The organism is Methylopila sp. 73B, assembly GCF_000526315.1.
Classification (GTDB): Bacteria; Pseudomonadota; Alphaproteobacteria; order Rhizobiales; family Methylopilaceae; genus Methylopila.
The window spans coordinates 4,208,578-4,228,816 of sequence record NZ_JAFV01000001.1; the positions used below are offsets into that span (position 1 = coordinate 4,208,578).

Below are 20,239 nucleotides of genomic sequence, written 5' to 3' on the forward strand. Positions count from 1 at the left end.
TGATAAGTCATCTAAGCTTCATCTAGATGCGGTCGCTAGGCCAAAAATGCTGCGCTGGCGAAGAAGAGAAGCACGTGTTGCGAGAATGCAGCACTTCGGATTGGCGGTTAAGGGATTGGAAAGACATGCACACGCGAGGCAAGACGCCGCACGTTGCTCGCGATGATCGGATTAAAACTACGCGCGGGCGCCGCAGCAAAAGGCAGTCTGACTAGATGAAATGATCAAACAAGCGGCAGGTCGCTCCGCTTGAACAGAAAGATGCTTGAACCGCTGGTTGTGCTGTCCGCGGAGGGCACGTGCAGCTGTTCGGTCAGGTATCGAAACACGATGCGCGCGGCCGCAGCCGACAAGGTCGGCTTCCAGAGCCAGATGTCGCGGTCCTGATCCACCGCGTTCTCGTCGAACAGCGCCGCCCTAGCATCCTCGGCGCAGCCGACGCGCCACTCCGTTGGATTTCCGCCGAATTCCTTGATGTAGCTCAGGAATTCGAACTTGACCTGCTGGGGGCTGAACACCATCGCGGTCAGCCGGGCATCGGATTGAGGCGGGCGTGCCGGGAGGTCTCGGCCGTGCGCGAGCGCCAGCGCTCGACGCCCGCGGCGCCCTCGCGCTTCTCGTCGGCGGACATCTGCCCGGCGATCGCCTCCAGCGCGTTGAGCGCGGAGCCGACGCCATGCTGGGCCGCCAGCGACAGCCAGACATAGGCCTGCGCCCGGTTCTTCTCGACGCCTATTCCGTTGGCGTACAAAAACCCAAGACGCGCCTGCGACGGGTAATGGCCGGCCTCCGCCGCCGCGCGATACCAGCGCGCCGCCTCGACGGGATCGAGCCCGACGCCCTCGCCCTTCGAGCAGAGGGTCGCGAGATTGTACTGGGCGAACACGTCGCCCTGTTCGGCGGCGCGCCGCAGCCAGGCGGCGCCGGCGGGGACGTCGGTCGCAACGCCCTGTCCCATCGCCAGCATCGCGCCGACGTTGGTCTGCGCGAGCGGATTGCCCGCCTCGGCGCCTTCAAGATAGAGGGCGAAGGCCTTCGGGAGCGAGGCGGACACGCCCTCGCCGTGCGCGTACATCGCGCCGAGCCAGGTCTTGGCCTCCGCGTCGCCGGCGTCGGCGAGGCTCGAGAACTGCGCGAAGGCGTCGTCGAAGTCGCCGCGCTTGTACGCGGAGACCGCGGCGCCGATCACCGTGGCGTCGTCGACGGGGATCTGAAGGGAGAGCATGGGATCAGCCTCTCGGATTCTGGAACAGGGGCTGGGGAAGGTCCTCGCGCGGCGCCCGGGCCACCCGCTCCGCGAGCGCGCGCTGCATCCAGAGGCCGTGAGGTTCGGACTGGCGGGGGGGCGGCGCGCCGATGGTCTCGGGCCGGAACTGCGTGCCCCAGCGCGACAGCGCGAGATGCTCCTGGGCGGCCCCGCCGGCGCGTCGGTCGATCTCGGCGCGCCAGAAGGCTGCGCTCGTCGCAGCGCCCTCGCCATAGACCGAGACGCGGCACAGCGTCTGTCCGATCGCGGTCGGCTGGAGGACGACGACGCAGGTCTCGTCGGCGGTCGCGAGCAGCACGAGGTTCGGAAACAGCCAGGCCGTGCGCGCTTCGCGGCCGTCGGCTAAGGTGGTCACGCCGAGGAGCCAGCGGTCGCTGTCGTCGAACAGCGGCTCGCCGCCGGCGAGATGCTGCCCGACGAGCTTCCAGTTGGCGGGATGTTCGAGCCAGATCCCGTCGAACCGGGCGCTCTTGTGGTTGCCGAAGAAGCCGCCGAGCTGGTTCAGCGTGGCGAGGCTGGCCTCGGGCGCAGCGGGCGCGACGTCCAGGTTGACGAAGATCAGCGGCCCCCAGCTGCGGACGTGCGCGGTCAGCAGCCGCTCCGGTCGCAGCCCGAGATACTGGTGCATCTCCGGCGCGCCCTCGCCGAGATCGCGCGCGGGGATCGCGGACCGGTCGCGGCTGTAGCCGCAGGAGGTGAAGGAGCACTTGGTTTTGGCGCCGGTCTGGCACTGCAGCGGCACCATGCGGCAGCCGCCGTGCTGCGCCTTGTTGAAGCGCGCGGCGAGGCCGCCCTCCGTGCGCTGCACGTGGACGCCATGGGTTCCGATCGTGAAGGGCAGCAGGTCGCCGACGTGCGGGATCGCCTCATGCGCGCCGACGCAGATCCAGTCCCGCGTCCACACCGCCTCGTCTTCGAGCAGGGTGAAGGGCAGCGACCGGAACGCCGCCGGCGGGAGCACGCGGGGCGCGTCGCCGAGGGCCTCCGCGTAGAAGGCGGACGACGCCAGGTCGCGCCCCTCGTCGTGATAGCCGAGGTCGGGTCTGTGCGACATGGTCCGATCCCTCATTGATCGATGGAAGAGCCGGCGCCCGCAGGGGAAGAGTGCGGGCGCCGGCGGCTGGCCCCGCGCGTTTAAGCGCGCGACGCCAGAGCGGGGGACTCGTAGTCGGCGCGGCCGCGGTGCTTGATCGCGCCGGCCGGCGGGGGCGGCAGGGGGCCGTCCGCCATGAAGCGGTTCAGCACGTTGCCGACCAGGGTCGAGACGTTGTTCTTGCCCTCGTTCCAGGGCAGCGAGCCGCAGAAGGCGATTGATGAGAAGGCGAAGCATCCGCCGCCGTTCGGCGTCTCGTGGAACGCGATGTCGCCGCGCACGCGCGGGTGGACCGTGCCGTCGAGGCCCTGCTGGTTGAAGCCGAAGTCCTCCATGACCAGCAGATAGGCTTCCGTGTGCCGACCGGCCGAGGTCGCGACCGCGAGCGTGTGGGGCGGCGAGCCCAGCGTGACGTCGACGATGTCGAGCTCGAGGCCCGCGCAGCCGCCGCCCACGAGGCCGAAATTGCCGATCGGCTCGTCGTAGGAGATGCCCTCAAACGCCCAGGCGACGCGCGGGTCAAGGCTGTCCGGCGTGCGGCTGTAGTAGGTCGAGATGTCGAAGCCTTCGTTCGTCATGCCGACGCCGGCGACCGAATAGAGCGAACGGCCGCGGAAGCGCCACATGCCGCCCAGTTCGCCGGTGCCCTGGTGGTAGTATTCGCCAGGCTCCGCGCGCCAGGTGCGGATGCCGCTCTCGCAGCGGCGCATCTCGGTGACGACGCCGCGTCCGAGATGATCGTAGGCCGGGTGGAACGAATGCACCCAGTACCAGGCGTCCGCGCCCATATACATCAGCCGGCCGCCGCGCTGCGTGTAGTTGTGCAGGGCGTCGAGCTGCGTGCCGGAATTGTGCTCGGGATGCGAGCCCGTGATGACGACGTTATAGTTTTCGAGCCGAGCGAGGCCGTCGTAGGTGACGTCTTCGTCGGTGATCACATCGTACTCGTAGCCCATCTGCTCCAGCCAGTAGATCAGGTGAAGGTCGGCGGGATACTGCCAGGGCGCCTGCGCCAGGAAGTGGTCGTACTTCGGCCGGATCGACAGGATCGGGCGCAGCCGCGACGACAGGCAGATGCCGGAGCCGTCGGTGTGGGTGTCGTAGATCGAGCCGCCGTACTCGCGGTGCTCGGCCAGAAACATGTTCTGGTGCTGCATGATCGGCACGCGGTAGACGAACAGCTCCGCGCCGCCGGCGTTGCAGGCCACGTGCTCGTTGGCGTAGGCCATGTAGCTGATGGTCGGGACCATCACGGCGATCTTGGATTGCTCCTTGCCGATCTCGGGGACGATCCAGAACGGGACATAGTCCTCGTCGCCTTCCGCGGTCGTGATTTTGAGCGCGTAGAACCGGCTCTTGACGTCGTCCGGCGCCAGCCATTCGACGTCCACGTCCCAGCGGGCGTTGTCGACGTCGTCGTCGTGGAAGTGGATCCCGCCGTATTCCTTCTTGGCGTGCTTCCAGTCGAAGTTCTCGCCGGCCCAGTTGTAGCCCGTCAGGGCGCGGGTCGGGCAGTTCACCAGTTGGGCGTCGAAACGGTAGGGGCCGTTGTCCTTGGCGACGATCGTGCTGATCCCGTCCCAGAAGTCCCACGCGGCGACGATGACGCCGGAAAGCGCGCCGGTCGGGCCGGAGTTGCGGCGCTCGGTGAGGCCCGGCTGCGCGCCGCCCTTCATCTGCTCGATCTCGAACCGGCTCAGCGCCTTGTTGCAGATGCGCGGGCTGTCGATCTTGCCGTTGTACTTGCCGGTGAACCACACGCCCTTCGGCAGCGACGACGCGGCGAGCGGATCGTCGTCGATCTTCTCGACATAGGCCGCAAGCGCGACGGGAGCGGCGGTGTGGACGATCGTGGCGTCCACGATGGTCTTGACGGGCTCGATCACCGGATCGAGCGCGTAGACAATCTGGGGCTCGTGGTAGAGCGTGACGTCGCCGGTCGCGGCGTCGAAGCTCGCCGCCACGAAATGCCACGCGTGGTCGCGGATCGGCGCGCCCGTGGTGATCTTGTGCTCGTTGATCCGCAGTTCGACGAAGCCGTCCTCATTGATGAACAGGCCATAGCCCTTGCCGTCGGTCCATTTGGTGACGAGGCCCTGGGCGCCATGCTTCCAGTAGCGCGGATGCGTCTTCGGCGTGGTCGGCCAGATCCAGCACTGCAGGGTGAAGCTTTCGACGTGGAACTGCTTCGCGTCTTCGACGTATCCATAGGATCCGCCGTGGATGATCTGCTTGCGGCCCTTGTAGGTTCCGGTCACGTCGCTTGCGACGGGCTTCTCGATGAAGCCCGGACCACGCGGGTTGGTGTCGCCGTGGATCATCTGGACGATCTCGGCCTTGAATTCGGCGGGTCCGTCGCAATTGACGTAGAACTTGATCTTGTCGCCGGGGTGGACGCTGAATTTGTCAGCGTATCCAGTCAACCGCATGGCGCACATGGGGTCAGTCTCCAAGGTGAGTGCTGGCGTCAGGCAAGCCGTCGGCATCCGCGGCCCCTGACAGGGCCGCGCGAAGGGCGTTCATGCGTGAAGCGAGCTGGACGGGTCTAAAGCTTCAAAGACCGAAGCGACGAAGGATCAGGTCACCGGCCAGTTGTCGTCGCGGTGCTTCCAGCCTTCCTCGAAATGCTCGGGCATGCCGGCGGTCTCCGGCAGTTCGTCGAGCCGCATCAGGAAGATGTCGTGCTGGATCTCCTGCTCGTCCGTGTAGACCTTGTCGTTCACGAACTCCGGCGGCACGCCGCGGATGCCGGACAGGCGACCGATGCGCCATTCGGCGTCGATCTTGGTGCAGATCACGATCAGCTTGCCCTTGGGCGACTCGCCGCGCATGCGCAGCAGGACGCGCCTCAGGACCGGATCCTCATGGACGCCGCCGGTGACCACCGTGGTGTCGCCGGGCGTCTCGCACTTCAGCACCGAGAAGCCGGCGACGCCCTTCATGGAGTCGACGCATTCCTTGTGCTCCTTGATCAGGGCTTCGCGTTCGGGCGTGCCCTTCTTCGGGATCGGAATCATTGCAGTCCTCCCAAGGCGTAGTCATGAAAAAGCTGGACCCGCCGCAATAAAGAGCTGCGGAAGGACACTATACCGGGCGGGAGTAAGACATCGTCCCGCCGATGATGACTTGCCGAAACTAAACCAATTCCAGCGTAGGCGCAATCAATTTGGACGATACGTCTAGATGTTTATTCGCGTAAACGTCTAGATGGTCATATGGCGGTTGACCAGTTCGTCGGTCATCTCTGCGATGGGGCCGCGCGCGACGACGCGGCCGTTGTCGACCATCAGGAAGGCGTCGCCGAGCTTGCGGGCGACCTTGATGTGCTGTTCGGTCAAAATCAGGCTGATGCCCAGCTCCTTGTTCAACATCTTCAGGATCTCGCCGATCTCGTTGACGATGTTTGGCTGGATGCCCTCGGTCGGCTCGTCGAGCAGCAGGATCTGCGGGCCGACCGCGAGCGCGCGGGCGATCGCGAGCTGCTGCTTCTGCCCGCCCGACAGCAGGCCGGCGCGCTTGTCGAGGTTCTCCTTGAGATAGGGGAAGATCCTCAGGCAGATGTCGGGAATTTCGGAGGCCTTGTCGGCGCGGGCGAAGGTGCCGAGCAGGATGTTCTCCCGCACCGTGAAGTCCGAGAGAATGCCGCGGCCCTGGGGCACGTAGCCCAAGCCGTAGGTGGCGCGGACGTTGGTCGGCTTGCCCGAAAGCTCCGCGCCGTTGATGCGGATCGCCCCGGTGGAGCGATCGGTCAGCCCCATGATGGTCCGCATCAGCGTCGTCTTGCCGACGCCGTTGCGGCCGAGCACGCAGAGGCACTGCCCCTGCTCCAGCTCGAACGAGAAGTCCTTCAGGATGCGGGTGGCGCCGTAATACGACGTGACGTTCTCGAAGTTGAGCAGCGTGGTCATGCCGCCTCCTGCTCGCCGAGGTAGACCTCGCGCACGCGCGCGTTCCCCTCGATCTGCTGGATCGTGCCCTGGGCGAGGAGCGATCCCATGTGCATCACCACGACTTCGTCCGCGATCTCGCGCACGAAGCCCATGTCGTGCTCGACGACGACGAGGGTCGCGGTCTTGCGGAGATCCTTGAAGATACGGACGGTCTTCTCGATCTCGCCCTCGGTCATGCCGGCGATCGGCTCGTCCATCAGCAGCAGCCGCGGCTCCTGCATCAAGACCATGCCGATCTCAAGCCACTGTGTCTCGCCGTGGGAGAGGATGCCGGCGCGGTCGTTCAGGCGGTCGGTGAGGCCGGCGAGGGTCGCGATCTCGTCGAGCTTCTGCTTGAGGCCCGTGACGCGGAACTTGAACAGGTTCCAGAACGGGTTGGTCTGCCGGCTGTAGGCGACCTCGAGGTTCTGGCGCACCGTCATGTCGCGCAGCACCGCCGGCACCTGAAACTTCCGGCCGATGCCGGCGCGGGCGATGATGTGCTCGTGCTTCGCCGTGATGTCTTCGTTCGCGAAGACGATCCTGCCCGAGGTCGGTTTGATGCGGCCCGTGATGAGGTCCATCGTCGTGGTCTTGCCGGCGCCGTTGGGACCCACCAGGCAGCAGAGCGTCCCCTCGGTGACCTCCATGCTGAAGTCGTTGATGACTTTGGTGGCGTCGAAACTCTTCGACAGATTGTGGATTTCGAGAAGGCCTGGCATCGCCGCCTTTACTCCGCGGGAATGGGTTTGGCGTCGCCGTTCGGCTCGGCCGAGGCCGGTCCACGCTTGGCCGCGAACAGGCCGAGGCCGGATTCGACCAGGCTCGCGAGACCGTTCGGCAGGAACCGGACGACGATGATGAAGAAGCCGCCGAGGATCAGGAGCCAAGTGGCGAGGAAGGTGTCGCCGAGGTAGCTCTGCGCGCCCTGGATGATGAAGGCGCCGAGGATCGATCCCAGCAGCGAGTAGCGCCCGCCGATCGCCGCCCAGATCACCATCGAGAGGCTGAAGCCGACGTCGAGCTGGGCCGGCGAGACGTACTGCACCAGCATGACCCAGCAGCAGCCGGCGATCGCGGCGATGAGCCCGGAGACGGTGTAGATCACCGTTTCGTAGCCCGCGACGCTGTAGCCGAGGAAGCGGACGCGCTCGCTGTCGTCGCGGATCGCCTGGGTCACGAGCCCAAACGAGCTCTGTGTGATCAGTTTGGCGATCACGGTGGCGCCGAGCAGGAAGCCGAACACCACCCAATAGGCGGTCGGGCTGTAGGGATCGACCTCGAACCCCGCGAACTGCAGGGAGGAGGGCGGCGTCAGGCCGTTGACGCCGCCGGTGTAGGGCTGGCGGTCGATGATGATGGTGTAGAAGGCGGAGAGCATCGCGAGCGTCATGATCGCGAAGAACGGTCCCGAGACGCGCGCCCGGAACATGATGCCGCCGAACACCGCGCAGAACAGCGTGGGCGCCGCGACCGCGAGGATCATGCCGACGTAGGTGTTCTGGAACGGCTGCCAGAGCATCGGCAGGTGGTCCAGGCTGTTGTTCAGCATGAACGGCGGGATCGGATTGGATTCGTCCTGGGTCTGCATCTGCATGGTCATCGCCATGCCGTAGGCGCCGAGGCCGAAGGCGATGCCCTGGCCGAGGTTCAGGATGCCGCCGAAGCCCCAGCACAGGCTGATCGACAGCGCCAGCATCCCGTAGACGCCGTAGGTCGCGAGCTGGTTCAGCAGGAAGCTGTCGTCGACCGTCATCGGGATGATGGCGAAGCCGGCGAAGAACACGGCGTAGACCAGCCACTGCGCCGTCTTGTTGTGATAGAGATTTCCCATGGTCTCAGAGCGATCCCGCGGTGGCGTTGCTGATGGAGAGCGCGCTCATCGGCGCGCGCCGGCCTGGGCGAAGAGGCCTTGCGGGCGGAACCGCAGGAACACCACGATCAGCACGAAGATGATGAAGCGGGCGAAGGTGTCGTTGGTGAAGAAGGCGAAGACGGACTGCATCTCGCCCGTGACGCCGCTCGCCACCACGCTGCCGGCGAGGGAGCCGCCGCCGACCACGACCATGAGGAATGCCTGCACCACATAGCTCGCGCCCATGGTCGGCAGCACGATGGCGAGCACGCCGAACAGCGCGCCGGCGACGCCCGCGAGGCCCGCGCCGAGCGCGAAGGTCATCATGTAGATGCGGCCGGAGTTGATGCCGAAGGAGGCCGCCATCTCCTTGTTCTGCATCACCGCGCGGACCTGCACGCCGAACCGCGTCTTGTAGAACAGCAGCCAGAGCGCGAACACGAGGAAGGCGGTGATGGCGAGGACGACGATGCGGAACGCCGAGATCGAGGCGGAGCCGAGCATCACGTTGCTCTGGAACATCTCCGGCACGGCGAGGTACTTCGGGTCGCTGCCGAAGATCAGGCGGACGCCCTGCATCAGCACGAGCGAGACGCCGTAGGTCGCGAGCAATGTGTCGAGCGGGCGGTTGTAGAGGTAGCGGATCAGCCCGCGTTCCAGCGCGAGGCCGACCAGCGCGACGATCACGAAGGACGCCGGCAGGCACAGCAGATAGGGCAGCCCGAGATAGAACTGCAGCATATAGGAGCTGTAGGCGCCGAGCATGATGAACTCGCCGTGCGCCATGTTGATCACCCCGGCCGTGCCGTAGATGATCGTGAGCCCGAGCGCCGCGATCAGCCAGATGCTGGCGATGCTGACGCCCAGAATGAGCGCGTTCAGTAGCGATCCAAGATCCATGGCGCCTTACCCATTTCGCCCGCTTTGGGCCCTTCCAGCGCAAGTCGCGCCGTCGGCGAGCGCGGCGCTGATGTTGCGTTGCAATAAACGTGCCCCGCGGCGCGTGGGCGCCGCGGGGCGGAGACGTCAGGTCAGATGACGCTCTTGCGGATCTTGCCGTCGGGCGACTTGAGGCCGTCCTTGGTGCAGACGCCGGCGTCGGGGTAGATCGAGTACGGGTCCGGCGCGACGTGGCTGTCGGCGGCCTTCACGATCTTAAAGGTGCCGTCGGCCTGGCACTGGCCGATCTTCGGCTTCAGCCAGCAGTTGAAGTTGTTCTCGTCGATCCAGATCAGGCCTTCCGGCGAGACGTTGTCCTCGACGCGGACGCCGCCCGAATGATCGCGGATCGCGCGCGGCGTGACGTTCTCGAAGCCCACCGCGGCCGCGGCCTTCTCGAAGCCGGCCTTGAACACGTAGGCGGAGGTGTAGGTCTCCTCCATGTTGTAGTGGGTCGTGCCGTTCTTGCCGTACTTCGACTTCAGGAAGCTCTCGACGAACTTGTTGTTGGTGGGGTTGTCGAGGGACTGGAAGTAGGGGGCCGACAGGAAGTGGCCAGCGCCGAATTCGGCGCCCATGGCGCGCGTCTCGATCTCACCGGTGGTGAGCGAGGCGATCGGCATCTTGTCGGCCTTGAAGCCTTCCTGCTTGAACTGCTTGTGGAACGCGATGTCCGACGCGCCGACCACCGTCGAGAAGATGAAGTCGGGCTTGGCTTCGCGGATCTTGTTCAGCACGGGCCCGAACTCGGAGCTGCCGAGCGGGATGTACTCTTCGCCAAGCAGCTCGCCGCCGGCCTTCTGCAACCACACCTTGGCGTTCTTGTTCGACTCCTTCGGCCACACGTAGTTCGAGCCGACGAAGAACACGCGCTTGCCGAACTGCTGGACCATGAAGGGGATCAGGTCCTGCGAGTGCTGGTTGGCGAGCGGGCCGGTGCAGATGGTGTTCTGTGTGCACTCCGCGCCCTCGTAGCAGGTCGGGTAGTACAGCAGGTGGTCGCGCTGCATGACGGTGGGCAGGATCGCCTTGCGGCTCGCCGAGGTGTAGCAGCCGAACAGCGCGATGACCTTCTCGCGCAGGATCAGCTCCTTGGCCTTCTCGGAGTAGACCGCGAAGTCCGACTTGGCGTCGACGATCACGGGCTCGATCGGCACGCCGGCGACGCCGCCCGCCTTGTTGATCTCCTCGATGGCGTACTGCATCACGAGGGTCGAATCTTCCTCCGGAACCGCGAGCGAGCCGGTGAGGGAGAACAGCAGGCCGACCTTGATCGGCTCCCCCTTCTTCAGGGTCGCGCCCCAGGCCTCGCTGGCGGTCGGCAACCAAAGATGCGGCGCAGCAAGAGCGGCGGAGGCCGCTGCCGTCGTCTTCAGTAAATTACGGCGGGTGAACTGCATGTGGGCGGCCCCTAGGTGAAAGGCGTAAAGGCGAAAGAAAAGGCGGTCCGGCAAGGCTCAAGCACTTGCAACTAGACTTTACATCTAGATGCTAGGGTGCGGTGCGAAAGGTCGTCAAGGTCTTTCTTTAGAGGCATGGAAATTTCTCCGTGCGACGCAGCCCGGCGCCGTTTTCGTGCTCAAAGGCCGCTCCCTTGCTGTGCACGGCGTCGCGAAATTGAGCGGATTCGGCCGTGAGCCCCGGCGAAGCGGTCGGCGGAGGCGGCTCGCCTGATCTGTCGGCTTACTTGCGCCGAGGGCGGAGCGCGCGGTTGCGCGCGCCGGCGTCGTCATGTTTCGAAGAGGTCGTGGATGCGGCGGAGGAACAGACCGTGCTCTGCCTCCTCCGGCGACGCGTAGAGCTGGTCGTCGAGGGCGCGGGGTCCAAGGCCCAAGCCCCTTGCGTTTTCAACGAGTCGGTAGGCCTCGAACGGCTTCACCACCAGCACCGCGTAGCCGTCGGCCGCAGCCTCCCGCTGGAAATAGACCATCAGCCGCTCGAGCGCTTCGCTGCGCTGGCCGGGCTGCGGGGCGCGGCGGTGCTCGCCGATCACGGCGTCGGTCACGAGGGACCGCAAAAACTCGCGCTGTTTTCGTCCGTAGCGCCGGCGCTCCGGAAGAGTCCTGAGATCACCAGCGGCGGGCTTCGGGAGCATGCCGGTTAGCCCAGCGGCCGGGAGAGGGGGCTCATCGATCGCTTCCCACGGATAGCCGTCGCAGTGCGCGGTTTAATCTAGATGTATTGTCTAGATATTTGTCGAGGCTAACGCCGCGTCGATCCAGCCGTCAAGCTGTCGTCTTCGCGTCGAGCGCAGAAGGCGACGAGCCTCCGAGCGACGCGGAGTCCGTTGAGTTTCGCGGCCGCGTGAGGTCTCGCGCGGCGCTTGTCGCCGTTCGCGATGACCAAGCCCTGTGCCGTCGGTTGGCCCAAAGCAGCGGTGGAGCGGCTTTGCTGTCCTCTTGGAAAGGTGCGGCAATCGTGACAGAAGGTTTGGATGGCCGGGCGGCGCGCGCGTCGAAGCAGCGTCAGCGCTAGACGCAACGCAGCGCCGAGAGAAACGATCGCGTGAAGGCATGAAGGTTCTCATCGCCGACGACCACTGGGTGGTTCGACAGTCGTTGAAGCAGGTCATGCGGCGCCTGCATCAGGCGCTCGAGACCTACGAGGCCGAAACGTTCGACGAGGCGGCCGCCATGCTGGTCGAGCACGACGACATCGATCTGATGCTGGTCGACCTCGTGATGCCCGGCTTCGACGCCTTCGACGGACTGAGGCGGCTGCGCGCGAGTTTCCCCGACGTCCCCGTAGTGGTCGTGTCGGTCCACGAGGACGTGGACCACGTCCTGCGGTCGGTCGAACAGGGCGTGATCGGCTACATTCCCAAATCGTCCGGCGGCCCGGAGATCGAGCGCGCGCTCGAACGGGTGCTCGCGGGCGAGGTCAGTTTCCCCCGCCGGATCATCGAGCGCTCGGCCTCCGCACAGCCGCCGGCGGCGCCGCGGGCTCCGGCCTCGGCCGAGGCGACGAAGGCCGTGGCGGCCGCGATCGATCCCGAGCGCGATCTCGACGCCCTCACCGCCCGCGAGCGGGGCGTTCTCAGCCTGCTCGGGCGCGGCTATTCGGTGAAGCGGATCGCCGAGGAGCTGGAGCTCAGCAGCCAGACCGTCCGCGTCCATCTCGGCAACGCCATGCGGAAGCTGAACATCCGCGATCGTTCCGCCGCGGTGCACTACGCCATCAGCCGGTTCGGCGCCGCGGCGACCGCAGGACGTGGCTGATACCGACCGCGCCGCGGGCGCGGACGATCGGCTGGCCGCCATCTGGGCCGGCCTCGACGTCGCGCCCAACGGCATCCTGGTCTGGGGCGAGGATCGCCGCCTGCTCTACGTCAACGACCGGTTCCGCAAGACCTGCGATCTCCCGGCGTCGGTCGGGATGACCTACGACGCCTTCGTTTCCGCCATGGCGCGCTCGCACGAGTGCTTCCTGCCGTGCGAGCCGGACGCGTGGGAGCGCGAGGAGATCGCCGACTTCGGCGTCGAGAAGCAGCGCGACTATCTGTTCGCGACCGGCGCGGTGATGCAGGTGACCCATGCGGCCTCCCGCGTCGGCGGGATGACGGTGACCTTCACCGACGTGACCGCGATCAAGCGCAACGAAACGGCGCTGCAGCTCGCCAAGGAGGCGGCGGAGGCCACCGACGAGGCGAAGTCGCGCTTCCTGCGGGCCGCGAACCACGACCTCCGCCAGCCGCTCGCATCGCTCAAGATCCTGATCTACAACTGCATTCGCGAGCCGGTCGAGGAGCATCGCTCCGACATGCTGCACGCCATGGGCGTGGCCGTCTCGATCATGGAGGATCTGCTCGGCGCGCTGCTGCAGATCGGGCAGCTCGACGCCGGCCGCATCCAGCCGCGGATCACCTCGTTCCAGCTGTCGCAGCTGTTCGAGCGCCTCGACATCCAGTTCCGCCATCAGGCGGAGGAGAAGGCGTTGCGGCTGAAGTTCGTCGCCCCGCGGGGCACGATCGCGACCGACCGCGCGCTGCTGGAGCGGATCCTCAGCAATTTCGTCGCCAACGCGATCCGCTTCACCGAGGTCGGCGGCGTCGTGGTCGGATGCCGCCGCGAGGGAAAGAACCTCCGCATCGAGGTCGTCGACACCGGCCGGGGCGTGCGGCCGCAGGACCGCGAGCGGGTCTTCGACGAGTTCTACCGCGCGACCGAAGAGCGGCGGATGCAGAAGAACGGCCTCGGCCTCGGCCTCAACATCGTCAAGCGGCTGGCCGAGCTGCTCGAGCACCCCGTCCGCCTGCGCTCGGAGGTCGGCAAGGGCTCGATCTTCTCGGTCACCGTGCCGCTCGGGAACATCTGGCACAGCGAGGCCGGCCGGGAGGTGGAGATCAGCGAGGCGGTCGCGGGCGAGTTCGTCGGCACGCCGGTCATCCTGGTCGAGGACGACGACATTTTGCGCGAGACCATGACCCAGCTGCTGCGCCGCTGGGGGATCGACGTGCATGCGGCGGCCGACGAAAGCGAAGCCATCCGCCTGGTGGAAGGCGGCGTCGTGCCCCAGCTGATCGTGGCGGACTACAACCTGAAGACGCGGACGGGCGTGGACGTGGTCGAAGGCGTGCGGCAGGCGATCGGCGCCGCGACGCCCGCGATGATCGTCACCGCGGACGCGGAGCCGCGAGTGCTCGAAGGCATCCGCGCCGCGGGTCTTCCGGTGCTTGTGAAGCCGGTCAGCCCTCCGCGGCTGCGGGTTCTGATGCACAACCTGCTTTTTGAACCTAGTCTCACGAAATTGTCCGGCCGCTGAGCGCGCGGCCCGAGGGAACGCAGAGCGTGGCCGCCAGCCAAGACGTCGTGCCGATCGGCAGCATGATCCCGCTCACGGGGCCTTCAGCCGCCGACGGCGCGGAATTCCGCAAAGGCATGATCCTCGCGGTCGAGGAGCTGAACGCGCGCGGCGGGCTGCTGGGGCGGCCGATACGGCCGATCTTCGCCGACACCTGCCGCCAGACCGCGGAGGAGGTCGTCGGCGCGGCCCGCTGGCTGATCGAGAAGCATCAGGTCCACGCCATCGTCAACGGCTACAACATCGGGCCGCAGAACTCGGAATACGAGCCGATCGCGGACGCCGGCATCATCTACGTCCACGCCAACACGCTGCTGCAGCACCACGACACGGTGATGAGCGACCCCGAGCGCTACTTCGGCTGCTTCATGGCGGACCCGGCGGACTACTGGTACGGGCCGGGCTTCATCAAGTTCATCTCCTGGCTCCGGGATTCCGGCCAGTGGACCCCGAACTCGGACAGGCTCGCGATCATCTCGGGCTCGAAGCCCTACAGCATCGTCATCGCCAACGCGATGGCGGCCGCCGCCGCCGACTTCGGCTGGCGTCTCTGCTTCGGGCCGAAGATCGTCCAGACGCCGACCAGCCAGTGGCGCGACGTGCTGGACGAGGTGCGCGCCACCAACCCGGCCGTCATCGCCAACACCCACTTCTACGCCGGCGACCTCGCGCATTTTCAGCGCCAGTTCAGCGAGAAGCCGATGGACTGCATCGTCTACCTGCAATACGGCGCGATGCATCGCACCTTCACCGACATCGCCCAGGAGGCGGCGGTCGGCGTCATCGTCTCCTCGGTCATCGGCCTGCTACGCGACGATATGGGGAAGCGCTTCGAGGCGCGCTACAACGCCCGCTTCGGCGAAGGCTCGACCGCGACGATCGGCTGCCAGTCCTACAGCAACATGCACCACTACGCCGTCGCCGCCGCCATGGCCGGCGGCTCGGGCCCGCCCGGCGACTTCGAGCAGAACCGCAAGGTCGCCTTCGCGCTGAAGGGCATGATCTACCGCAGCGTCCACGGCACGATCCGCTACCACCCCGACTGGCAGGCCGTGGTGCCGTACCCCGTCGTGACGCACGATCCGTCGCTCGGGATGCCGCACATTTTCTACCAGATCCAGGACTTCCGGAAGCCGCTCTCGATGATCGCGCCGGAGCCCTACAACACCGAGCGCTTCGTCTATCCGCCCTGGATGAGCGGGCGAGGGACGGCGGTTCGCCCGGCGGCGCCGGGCAATCCGCGGGGGCTTACGGGGCTGTAGGCCGCAAAGGCTTGAAGCCGGCGCGGTTTCGGGCGTTAATCGGCTCAAGGCGGCGCGACAGGATGGTCGCGGCGCGTCTCCGGCAAAGGCGCCGGGCGGCAGGCGTCTCGACGACCCGCCGCGCATCCCGCGCTTTTCCCAGACATTCCGGAGACCGCCATGGCTGCAACGCCGGCGTCGGGCCGCCTGTCCGCCCACGAGATCCACGACGAGCCGTTCTATCGCCCGGTCGGCGACGAGATCGAAATCTTCGCCGCGGCCTACGCCAGCCGCCTGCCCGTCATGCTCAAGGGACCGACCGGCTGCGGCAAGACCCGCTTCGTCGAGCACATGGCGTGGCGCCTGAAGCGGCCGCTGGTCACCGTCGCCGCGCATGAGGACCTGACCGCGGCGGACCTCGCCGGCCGCTTCCTGCTCGCGCCCGAGGGCACGGTCTGGCACGACGGCCCGCTCACCATGGCGGTGCGCGAAGGCGCGATCTGCTACCTCGACGAGATCGTGGAGGCGCGGCAGGACACGACCGTCGTCATCCACCCGCTGACCGACGCGCGCCGGGCGCTGCCGTTGGAGAAGAAGGGCGAGCTGGTTCAGGCGCACCCCGATTTCCAGCTCACGATCTCCTACAACCCCGGTTACCAGAGCGCGGTGAAGGACCTCAAGGAGTCCACCAAGCAGCGCTTCGTGGCGATCGAGTTCGACTACCCGGAGGCCGGGATCGAGGCCGAGATCGTCGCGCGGGAGGCCGGCGTTTCCGTCGATCTCGCCGGGACGCTGGTCGATGTCGGCTTGCGCTCCCGCAACCTGCGGGGCCACGGCCTGGCCGAGGGCGCCTCGACCCGCATGCTGATCCACGCCGCGGTGCTCGCCCGCGGCGGCGCCTCGCTCGAGGCCGCGGTGCGCTCCGCGATCCTGCTGCCGATCACCGACGAGCGGGATGTTCGGGACGCGCTCGGCGCCGCGATCGCGGCCGGGCTGCCCGCAGCCGCGCGCCCGCGGTGAGCGTGGACGCCGTGCTCGACGCCAGCCCGCAGGCGTTGGCGCGCCGGGACGTCGCGCGCCTGCTGCTCGGCCGCGAGGACGTGGGCCCGACGCTCGCCCAGACGCTGCGACGGCTCGACGCCGTCTGGTCGGAGGCCGAGGTCGAGCTCTGGGCGGGCGGCGTCCTTACCCTGCTGCACGCCAACGCGGGCGCTCGCTGCCTCCGCGCTTTTGCCCGCGCGACGGACGCCCTGGCCGGCCGGCAGGACGCCGCAGCGCTCGCGCGTGACGCTGCAAGCGCCGCTGAGGTCGCGCGCCATGGCGGGTCGCAGGCGGGGCGGGCGACGCTCGACGCGCTGCCCGCCGCAGCGCTCAAGCTCCCGGGATGGCATGAGCGCGCCAAGTGGTGGGCCGGCCTCGCGCGTCTCGCGCGGGAAGCCCCGGACTGTCTCGCGCCCGTCTGCGAGCGCTCGTCCGCGTTGCTTGGCCACGGTGACGGCGCCGCCTTCGAGAGTTTCGTGGCGGCGGGCCTGAAGGCCTGCGGCGTGGACCGGGAGAAGCGCCGCGCGTTCTTCACGCTGCAGGACCCGGAAGCCCGCGCCCTGCTGGAGCGGGCCGCGGGCGCCGTCGCTTTCCAGGACGTCGAACGCCGCCTGAAGCTGTTCGGACGCGCGCTCTGGGGCCAGGCCCCGCGGCTCGCCGCGCTGCAGGGCGCGGGCGTCTCCGCCGCGCCGCAGCGCGCGTCGATCGTCGGCGATCTCGTGCGCCTGCCCGCGGTCTACCGCGGCGTCACCGGCGCGCGCGCCGAGCCGCTCTACCGGGCGGCGCTCGCCCACGCCCTGGCGCACCAGGCGTTCAGCCGGCGCCAGCGGGCGGAAAAGCTGAAGCCGCTGCAGATCGCGCTGGTCGGCCTCGTCGAGGACGCCCGCGTGGAGGCGCTCGCGCTCAAGAGGCATCCCGGCCTCAAGGCGCTCTGGTCGCCGTGGCACATGGCGCAGCCCGGCGACGCCATGACGGCCGCGTTCCTGATGGCGCGGCTCGCGCGGGCGCTGTTCGACCCGGATTACCAGGACGACGACGGCTTCGTGGAGAAGGGGAGGCGGCTGTTCGCGGAGGCCGCCGGCCGGCTCGACGACCCGACCGCGGCGCGCGCCATCGGCGGCCTGCTCGGCCACGACCTCGGCCAGATGCGGCTGCGGTTCGACCCCAAGATCTACGTGCCCGAACCGCTCTACCGCGACGACAACCTGGGCCTCTGGACCTTCGACGACGAGCCCGACCAGCAGGCCGACGAGATCGAGCAGGCGGTCGACGCGGCGCGGCTGACGCCGCAGGAGGCCGACGAGGGCCGCGAGGGCGACGAGCCGCCGAAGCCCGAGGCGGGCCGCGCCCGCGAGGCGCCGGCCGACGACCGCGGCGTCGCGATCGCGACCTATCCCGAGTGGGACCGGGCGGCTGGCGTCGAGCGGCCGGACTGGACCACGGTGCGCCTCGTGGCGGCGGCTGTCGGCGACGCCCGCGCGCTGGAGGACAGGCTCGACCGCCTCGGCGGTTTTCGCGACAGGATCGCGAGGCTCGTGCGGGGCGCGCGCGTGGGGAAGGCAGCGCGGCTGAAGCGTCAGCCGGAAGGCTTCGACCTCGATCTCGACGCCGCGGTCGGCGCGGCGATCGCGCTGCGCACCGGCGACCTGCCCGACGACCGCATCCACCGCGCCTCCGGCCGCCGCGCCCGCGACGTGGCGACCGTCGTGCTGGTGGACGTCTCGGAATCCACCCGCGACCGCGTCGGCGGCGGCACGGTGCTCGGCATCGAGAAGCTCGCGGTGGCGGCGCTCGGCCACGCCATGGAGACGGCCGGCGACGTCTTCGCGGTGCGCGCCTTCGCCTCCTGCGGGCGGGAGGAGGTGCGGCTGACGGAGGTGAAGAACTTCGACGGCCGCATGGACGCCGCCGCCATGGCGCGGCTGGCGGGGCTCGAGCCCGGCCTTTCGACGCGCCTCGGCGCCGCGCTCCGGCATGTGGGCGCGGAGCTGGAGGACGTCCGCTCGCACCGCAAGCTCGTCATCGCGCTGACCGACGGCGAACCCTCCGACATCGACGTGACGGACCCGCTTGACCTGGTGGAGGACGCCCGCCGCGCCGCGCTCTCCCTCAGGCGGCGCGGCGTCGACGTGTTCGGCGTGACGCTCGGGCCGCTGGCGGCGACCGACGTGTTCGGCCGGGCGAACACCATGCCCGCGCGACGGCTCGACGACCTGCCTGCGCGGCTGTCGGAGCTGTATTTCCGGCTGGCGCGGCTGTGAACAGATCGGCGTTCAAACCCTCGCTGTCATCCTCCGGCTTGACCAACGGCCGTCCAGCGCCGGATCGGGATAAGCAGGTAGTGATTTGAAACACTTAGCCCTCTCACCCGCCGCTTCGCGGCGACCTCTCCCCGCTGGGGAGAGGTAAGGGGTCGCGCCTTTCTTCACCTCTCCCCGGCGGGGAGAGGTCGACGTGCGAAGCACGTCGGGTGAGGGGGGCTTGAGACCTCAAAATGCATCGCTCTATGCAAGAACGTCTGGCATGGGTGGTCCGGTCAAGCCAGACCGAGACGCGGCGTCAACCGCTCTACTTCCGCCGGCGCGCAGGGGCGAAGCCCAGCATCGCCGCCACGCCGACGTTGAAGAGCGTCTCGACGCCCGTTGCGATGCGTCCGCCGTTGGCCGCGAGCATCCGCACGCCGACGCCGGCGCCGTTCGGCAGCGGGCTCGCGCCCGCCCGGCAGCCGACGGACTCCAGCGCCTGTTCGAGCGCCTCCGCCGAAGGCAGCATGTCCGCAGGACCGAACAGCATCGCCGAGCCGTAGGCCCCCATGCCGTCGCCGAGCAGCGAGGCCGGCCCGATGAGGTCAGCGCCGTCGACCGTCGAGCGGTCGAGCACGAGCCGGCGCCCGTCGGGCCCATGGACCGTGACTTCCGAGGTCAGCGACCGGAACGGGCGATCCCGCCCCGCGAAATCATGCCAGGCGACGCCGTCCGCTAGGATCGCCAGCGCGCCCTCGCCGAGGCGCAGGGTGGTCTTCGCCGCAAGCTCGGCCCCGGGAAACAGGATCAGCGGATCCAGCGTCAGCGCCCCGAAGGCGCCGGCGCCGACCGTCATCTCGGTCGTCTGCCGCGCGCGCGCCGCGCCGGTGTCGTGCACCACGGTCGCGGCCTGGCTCGTCACATGCGCCGCGGCGCCGTCCTTCACCGTGAGCGCGAGGTCGAGCACGTCGCCGCGGTAGACGCCGCCCGAGGCCGACTGCAGGTAGAGCGTCGCGAGATCGGGCCGCGCGCGGTCGAGCGCGAAGGGCCGCGTGGTGTGAAAGGGGTAGGGGCTGACCTGCCGGATCAGCGCCGAGCGACCGCCGCCGCGGGCGAAGACCAGCTCGGCGCGGCGATGGCGCCCGGCGGCGGCCTCGCCGGAGGCGTAGTCGGCCGGCTTCATTCGCGGAACAGCACGGCGCGGCAGATGGCGTCGGCCAGGTCTTCCACCCCGTCGCCGGCGCGGGCGTTGGTGGCGATGACGGGATGATCGCCCCTGACAGCGCGGGCCTCCGCCAGCATGCGCTCGAGATCGACGCCCACGTGGGGCGCGAGGTCGATCTTGTTCACGACCAGCAGGTCGCTCTTCAGCACGCCCGGCCCCTTCTTGCGGGGGATGTCGTCGCCGCCGGCGACGTCGATCACGAAGATCCACCAGTCCACGAGGTCGAGCGAGAAGGTTGAGGCGAGGTTGTCGCCGCCGGACTCGAACACGATCAGCTCAAGGCCGGGAAAGCTCGCCTCCAGTTCGTCGCCCGCCGCCATGTTGAGCGTCGGGTCCTCGCGGATGACGGTGTGCGGGCAGGCGCCGGCCTCGACCGCGAGCACGCGCTCCGGCTCGATCAGCCCGGAGCGCCGCAGCCGCTCGGCGTCCTCCTTCGTGACGAGGTCGTTGGTGACGACCGCAAGGTTGACGTCGCGGGCGCGCAGCACCGGGATCAGCCGCTCGATCAGCGCGGTCTTGCCGGAGCCGACCGGGCCGCCGATCCCGATGCGGGCGGCGGTTGTCTTCGGCGTCGTCCCGCTGTCGGCGGAAGCAGCCGGCGCCGGT

General features: G+C 68.2%; 18 protein-coding genes. 5 read left to right on the top strand and 13 right to left on the bottom strand.

All coding sequences use genetic code 11. The features are described from left to right. Positions 1–224: 224 nt before the first annotated feature. From K244_RS0120295 to K244_RS0120345, 11 genes are all read right to left on the bottom strand, one after another. Positions 225–521, bottom strand: a complete 297-nt coding sequence (locus K244_RS0120295; protein WP_020188134.1) for a hypothetical protein — start codon at positions 519–521, stop codon at positions 225–227. Between the two features lie 5 nt (positions 522–526). Continuing rightward, a complete protein-coding gene (locus K244_RS0120300; RefSeq protein ID WP_020188135.1) occupies positions 527–1,225 on the bottom strand; it encodes a tetratricopeptide repeat protein in 699 nt (232 codons plus the stop codon). Positions 1,226–1,229: 4 nt separating this feature from the next. Next, positions 1,230–2,321 (bottom strand): ring-hydroxylating oxygenase subunit alpha, encoded by a 1,092-nt coding sequence (locus tag K244_RS0120305; protein ID WP_020188136.1) that lies wholly within the window; start codon positions 2,319–2,321, stop codon positions 1,230–1,232. 80 nt (positions 2,322–2,401) lie between these two features. Next, positions 2,402–4,789, bottom strand: a complete 2,388-nt coding sequence (locus K244_RS0120310) for a N,N-dimethylformamidase beta subunit family domain-containing protein (RefSeq protein WP_036307175.1) — start codon at positions 4,787–4,789, stop codon at positions 2,402–2,404. A 147-nt stretch (positions 4,790–4,936) separates the two neighbouring features. After that, entirely contained in the window at positions 4,937–5,377 is a 441-nt protein-coding gene (locus K244_RS0120315) for a hypothetical protein (protein ID WP_020188138.1), read from the bottom strand. Positions 5,378–5,563: 186 nt separating this feature from the next. Further along, the gene (gene urtE, locus K244_RS0120320; RefSeq protein WP_020188139.1) at positions 5,564–6,268 is read right to left on the bottom strand and encodes an urea ABC transporter ATP-binding subunit UrtE; all 705 of its coding nucleotides are present in this window, start codon (positions 6,266–6,268) and stop codon (positions 5,564–5,566) included. Continuing rightward, on the bottom strand, positions 6,265–7,011 hold the full coding sequence (gene urtD / locus K244_RS0120325; protein WP_020188140.1) for an urea ABC transporter ATP-binding protein UrtD: 747 nt from the start codon (positions 7,009–7,011) through the stop codon (positions 6,265–6,267). Before urtD ends, urtE begins: the two co-directional genes overlap by 4 nt. 8 nt (positions 7,012–7,019) lie before the next feature. Further along, positions 7,020–8,123 carry an urea ABC transporter permease subunit UrtC gene (gene urtC / locus K244_RS0120330; RefSeq protein ID WP_020188141.1) on the bottom strand — a complete coding sequence of 368 codons (1,104 nt, stop codon included), beginning with the start codon at positions 8,121–8,123 and terminating at the stop codon, positions 7,020–7,022. A gap of 45 nt (positions 8,124–8,168) precedes the next feature. Continuing rightward, positions 8,169–9,044, bottom strand: a complete 876-nt coding sequence (urtB, locus tag K244_RS0120335; protein WP_020188142.1) for an urea ABC transporter permease subunit UrtB — start codon at positions 9,042–9,044, stop codon at positions 8,169–8,171. 131 nt (positions 9,045–9,175) lie between these two features. After that, the gene (locus K244_RS0120340; RefSeq protein ID WP_024816651.1) at positions 9,176–10,483 is read right to left on the bottom strand and encodes a transporter substrate-binding domain-containing protein; all 1,308 of its coding nucleotides are present in this window, start codon (positions 10,481–10,483) and stop codon (positions 9,176–9,178) included. A gap of 329 nt (positions 10,484–10,812) precedes the next feature. Then, on the bottom strand, positions 10,813–11,088 hold the full coding sequence (locus tag K244_RS0120345; RefSeq protein WP_155931883.1) for a hypothetical protein: 276 nt from the start codon (positions 11,086–11,088) through the stop codon (positions 10,813–10,815). 508 nt (positions 11,089–11,596) lie between these two features. On the opposite strand from K244_RS0120345, the gene K244_RS0120350 reads away from it, so the two are divergent. The 5 genes from K244_RS0120350 (at position 11,597) to K244_RS0120370 (ending at position 18,426) form a co-directional block, all read left to right on the top strand. Then, complete coding sequence (locus K244_RS0120350) at positions 11,597–12,301, top strand: response regulator transcription factor (RefSeq protein ID WP_020188145.1); 705 nt, start codon at positions 11,597–11,599, stop codon at positions 12,299–12,301. Further along, entirely contained in the window at positions 12,294–13,844 is a 1,551-nt protein-coding gene (locus K244_RS22380; protein ID WP_020188146.1) for an ATP-binding protein, read from the top strand. The genes K244_RS0120350 and K244_RS22380 overlap by 8 nt, the downstream gene beginning before the upstream one ends. Before the next feature lie 26 nt (positions 13,845–13,870). Continuing rightward, entirely contained in the window at positions 13,871–15,145 is a 1,275-nt protein-coding gene (locus tag K244_RS0120360) for an ABC transporter substrate-binding protein (RefSeq protein ID WP_020188147.1), read from the top strand. Positions 15,146–15,304: 159 nt separating this feature from the next. Next, positions 15,305–16,144 carry a CbbQ/NirQ/NorQ/GpvN family protein gene (locus K244_RS0120365; protein WP_020188148.1) on the top strand — a complete coding sequence of 280 codons (840 nt, stop codon included), beginning with the start codon at positions 15,305–15,307 and terminating at the stop codon, positions 16,142–16,144. Next, positions 16,141–18,426: a VWA domain-containing protein gene (locus tag K244_RS0120370; RefSeq protein ID WP_020188149.1), complete on the top strand. Its 2,286-nt coding sequence runs from the start codon at positions 16,141–16,143 to the stop codon at positions 18,424–18,426. Before K244_RS0120365 ends, K244_RS0120370 begins: the two co-directional genes overlap by 4 nt. A gap of 307 nt (positions 18,427–18,733) precedes the next feature. On the opposite strand, the gene K244_RS0120375 is transcribed toward K244_RS0120370, so the two are convergent. Both K244_RS0120375 and ureG read right to left on the bottom strand, forming a co-directional pair. Further along, positions 18,734–19,591, bottom strand: coding sequence for an urease accessory protein UreD (locus K244_RS0120375; RefSeq protein WP_020188150.1), 858 nt, complete (start codon positions 19,589–19,591; stop codon positions 18,734–18,736). Further along, a complete protein-coding gene (ureG, locus tag K244_RS22385; protein ID WP_036307183.1) occupies positions 19,588–20,181 on the bottom strand; it encodes an urease accessory protein UreG in 594 nt (197 codons plus the stop codon). Before ureG ends, K244_RS0120375 begins: the two co-directional genes overlap by 4 nt. Positions 20,182–20,239 lie beyond the last annotated feature (58 nt).